We start from the raw sequence: 2,939 nt of genomic DNA, 5'->3' as shown, positions 1-2,939 counted from the left end.
GCCGTGGACGATGCGCAGATGCGTGCCGCCGGAAGCGGTGCGGGCAAGCGTGAAGGTGACGGCACTGTCGAGCGGATCCTGCCTGGCTGCGTCGCCCGGCTGCTCCCGCCAGGAATAGCGCAGCAACTTCTCGGGTTCGGCGTCGAGGATTTCGCATTCGATCGGCGCGCCCGTCCCGGCGAAGGCAAAACGGTTGCCGATCTCGGGTCTCATGTCGTTGGGCATCATCCAGGCGGCGAGCAATTCCGGTACGGTCAGGGCCCGCCAGACCTTTTCCGGCGGCTCGGCAAGGTCGTACTCGAACTCGAGCGCATCCGGAGAGACTTCGCGATGGCTTTCGTCGGCCATTGATCCCCTGTCGTTCATTGATCCATGTCCTTCAAAACCGCCTTCAGCCTTTCGATGCGTTCCGGCCAGAAAGTCCGGTAGCGTTCGATCCAGGAGAGCAAGGGAGCGAGCCCCTGCGGATCGGCGCGGTAATAGGCGTTGCGGCCGGCTCGCCGCTCGACCACCAGGCCTGCGCCACGCAGGACGGCCAAATGCTGCGACACCGCGGGCTGCGACACCGTCATACCGGTGCGCAATTCCGACACGCTCATCTCGCCTGCGGCTAGCCGCTCAAAGACGGCGCGGCGCGTCGGGTCGGCCAGTGCGCGAAAAATCTCTGCTTCGATCATGTCAAAAGCATAAGTGAATACTTATTGATTTGGCAAGCACTGTTTTACGAGATTGTCGGAAGCCAGCGTCTCACCATTCCGGCAGGCCCATCGAACGTCGCCTCGAAAATCGGCGACGCAAGGACGGCGTGGATGTGAAGCGTTCCAGTGCCGGCGTTCTTGAACCCGTGTTTCCTGTTCGCGGGGACAACGAGAGACTGGCCCGATGTCACGACTGTATGCTCATCGTCGATCCACATCTCAGCCCTACCGGCGATAACGGTCAGCACTTCCTCCACGGGATGCCAATGCGTTGGGGCGCCGACCGTGGGCTCGACCCATTGCTCGAATATGCAAAGTTGCGATGCACCATTGCTGGCCGACACATGCATGCGTGTTTCCACACCTGCTCGCCATTGCTCGCGCTGCTGGTCCTCATGTGCGACAGACTTCATTTGATCGCCCCCGGTCAGATCCGATTTCATGGAAATTTCCGGCCGGGACACTACATCTTGCTGACAAACATTGACAGAACGTCATCTGCACCATAGAACGAACAGGGAACAAAAACCTTGTGGGTAAAGGCAGCCACGGCAAGCGGCTGACGCCTGCAGCCTGTAAGGTGCTGCGACAAAAAAATTTGTTTCGGATGAGCGCGGAGAAATATCATGGCGGGTAGCGTCAACAAGGTCATTTTGGTCGGCAACCTCGGCGCGGATCCCGAAATCCGTCGCCTCAACTCGGGCGAGCCGGTCGTCAACATTCGCATTGCGACGTCGGAAAGCTGGCGTGACAAGAATTCCGGCGAGCGCAAGGAAAAGACCGAATGGCACAACGTCGTCATCTTCAATGAGGGCATCGCCAAGGTGGCGGAGCAGTATTTGAAGAAGGGCATGAAGGTCTATGTAGAGGGCCAGCTGCAGACGCGCAAATGGCAGGACCAGACCGGCGCCGACAAGTACACGACGGAAGTCGTGCTGCAGAAATTCCGCGGTGAGCTGCAGATGCTCGACGCGCGCGGGCAGGGTGAAGGCGGCCAAGTCGGCGGCTATGCCGGTGGCGGCAGCAGCCGTGGTTCCGATTTCGGCCAGTCCAGCCCGAGCGAAGGCTTCAATCGCAGTGGTGGCGGTGCCAAGAGCGGCGGCGGTGGCGGTTCGTCGCGCGAACTGGACGACGAAATCCCGTTCTGATCGCAACAGCAGATGTTGTTTTTGGCTTAAGTCAAACATTGCGCCCCGAGAGTCCATCATGGACTTTCGGGGTTTTGCATTGTCGAACTGAACGCCGACATGGCGATCAACGAAATATGGCGAAGGACGAGTTCGATGAAAGCACGCGTAAAATGGGTCGAGGAACGCACCTTCGTCGGCGAGTCCGGTAGCGGCCACAAACTGGTGCTGGGAACCGCGCCCGGACCGGAAGGCAGGACGCCGGGACCGAGCCCGATGGAGCTGGTGCTGATCGGCACCGGCGGCTGTTCGGCCTATGATGTCGTGCACATCCTCGAAAAGGGGCGCGACGCGGTCGAGGACTGCGTTGTCGAGCTCGAAGCCGACCGGGCGGAAACCGAACCCAGAGTGTTCACCCGCATTCATATGCATTTCGTCGTCAAGGGCAGGCAACTCTCCAGCGACAAGGTGAAACGCGCGATCGACCTTTCGATCGAAAAATATTGCTCGGCCTCCGCGATGCTTGCCAAGACCGCCACGATTACCCACGATTTCGAGGTCATCGACACGACGGCGAGATAGAGCCGGCTTTGAGATTCTCGCCGCGTCAGCCTGTCAGCCCGCTATCAGCGCCTTGATGCCGTCGGCGACGAATTGCACGGCCAGTGCTGCCAGGATGACGCCGAGCAGGCGGGTCAGGATCGAGCGGCCGGTCTGGCCGAGGATGCGGTCTATGCGTTCCGACAGCACGAACACCAGATAGGTGATGGCAAGGCAGACGAAGATGATGCCGACCAGCGCCGCCTGCGCCGCAAAGCCTTGAAAGGAACCTGAGAGCAGCACAGTTGCCGAAATGGCGCCGGGACCCGCGATCAGCGGGATTGCCAGCGGGAAGGCGGCGATGTTGTGGATCATGTCCTTGGTGATGGCGACGTCGCCGATCTTCTCCTTGCGGTCCTGCCGGCGCTCGAACACCATTTCGAAGGCGATGAAGAACAGCAGGAAACCGCCGGCGACGCGGAAAGCCGGCAGCGTGATGCCGAACACCGACAGGATCGAGGCGCCTGCAACCGCAAACAGCGCCATCACCAGGAAACCGATGATCGCGGCGCGG

The 2,939-nt window shown here is 60.6% G+C and carries 6 protein-coding genes; 2 read left to right on the top strand and 4 right to left on the bottom strand.

Going from position 1 to position 2,939, the window contains the following annotated elements:
• From EOA22_RS29405 to EOA22_RS29395, 3 genes are all read right to left on the bottom strand, one after another.
• A partial coding sequence (locus EOA22_RS29405; protein ID WP_245478715.1) for an SRPBCC domain-containing protein occupies window positions 1-366 on the bottom strand: 366 nt, incomplete at its 3' end.
• Window positions 363-677 (bottom strand): metalloregulator ArsR/SmtB family transcription factor, encoded by a 315-nt coding sequence (locus tag EOA22_RS29400; protein ID WP_013531836.1) that lies wholly within the window; start codon window positions 675-677, stop codon window positions 363-365. The genes EOA22_RS29400 and EOA22_RS29405, both read right to left, overlap by 4 nt.
• A 44-nt stretch (window positions 678-721) precedes the next feature.
• Window positions 722-1,141, bottom strand: a complete 420-nt coding sequence (locus EOA22_RS29395; RefSeq protein ID WP_013531835.1) for a cupin domain-containing protein — start codon at window positions 1,139-1,141, stop codon at window positions 722-724.
• Between the two features lie 183 nt (window positions 1,142-1,324).
• Between EOA22_RS29395 and EOA22_RS29390 the strand changes: the two genes are divergently transcribed.
• Both EOA22_RS29390 and EOA22_RS29385 read left to right on the top strand, forming a co-directional pair.
• Entirely contained in the window at window positions 1,325-1,846 is a 522-nt protein-coding gene (locus EOA22_RS29390) for a single-stranded DNA-binding protein (protein WP_063167936.1), read from the top strand.
• 135 nt (window positions 1,847-1,981) lie between these two features.
• Window positions 1,982-2,407, top strand: coding sequence for an OsmC family protein (locus EOA22_RS29385; RefSeq protein WP_063167937.1), 426 nt, complete (start codon window positions 1,982-1,984; stop codon window positions 2,405-2,407).
• Window positions 2,408-2,440: 33 nt separating this feature from the next.
• On the opposite strand, the gene EOA22_RS29380 is transcribed toward EOA22_RS29385, so the two are convergent.
• On the bottom strand, window positions 2,441-2,939 hold a 499-nt coding region (locus tag EOA22_RS29380; protein WP_164755973.1), incomplete at its 5' end, for a MarC family protein.

This window comes from Mesorhizobium sp. M7A.F.Ca.US.014.04.1.1 (assembly GCF_003998745.1).
Lineage (GTDB): Bacteria > Pseudomonadota > Alphaproteobacteria > Rhizobiales > Rhizobiaceae > Mesorhizobium > Mesorhizobium ciceri.
The sequence above is the reverse complement of the archived record's forward strand: the minus strand, read 5'-3'. Positions and strand labels throughout refer to the sequence as shown.